This is a genomic window from Maribellus luteus, assembly GCF_003576475.1.
GTDB classification, from domain to species: domain Bacteria; phylum Bacteroidota; class Bacteroidia; order Bacteroidales; family Prolixibacteraceae; genus Draconibacterium; species Draconibacterium luteum.
In genome coordinates, this window is record NZ_QWGR01000074.1 from 1 (window position 1) to 766 (window position 766).

Below are 766 nucleotides of genomic sequence, written 5' to 3' on the forward strand. Positions count from 1 at the left end.
CACGCCGTCGAGCGGCACGGCACCGGAGAGCGCGCCGGTGGTTTCGCCGTTCTTGACGAGCGGCGCTGCAAACGAAACGTACGGCACGCCGGTCGACACGTCGCCGTAGGGCTTGGTGACGAGCAGTTGGCCTGCGGCAAGGGCCTGCTTATACCAGGGGCGGGCCGTCGGGTCGTAATCCTTCGGCGTGGTGGCGCTGGTGGAGATGAAGCTCTTGTCGGTCCAGCCGATCGTGATGATGGGGAAGCCGTTGGCGTCGCCCATGTGCTTGCCGAAGCCTTGCGGGTCACCGTGCTCGATCACGCCCGCGGTGGCCTTGACGGCCTGCGCCTTCGCCGCGACCCATTTGTCGATGGCGAGCGTATTGCCGCTGGCGATGGCAGCCAGGTTCTGGTCGATCGATTCCATCGTGTTGGAGCGCACGATGGAATAGGTGGCAGCGCCGGACAGGGCGAGGGCGCCGACGACCGTGGCCGATGAGATGAGGAGAATTCGGGTGCGGAGAGAGGAGATCATGATTCTTCTAGGCCAAACCTTTTCCATGAATCTGACTGCGTACGGTATTTGCCGTAGCGCCCTCCAGAACCGACTGCTGGCTGTCGGGGGCCACTCAAGCTGCTACGGCACCGCACACGCGAACTTGAGGCGGCAAAACCCGTTTCTACGAAAGGATGGGGGCGATAAAAGGCAACGCCCCGCGTGATTGCCCAGGCAATCCATCGTGTTGAAACACGCGCTCATGCACGAGGCCCTTCAAATCGACCCC

At 63.1% G+C, this 766-nt stretch carries 1 protein-coding gene; it reads right to left on the bottom strand.

The genetic code is table 11. The features are described 5' to 3' along the window. Window positions 1–516, bottom strand: a 516-nt coding sequence (locus D1614_RS27985; protein ID WP_194086723.1) for a cache domain-containing protein, incomplete at its 3' end; no start/stop codon positions are given. Window positions 517–766 lie beyond the last annotated feature (250 nt).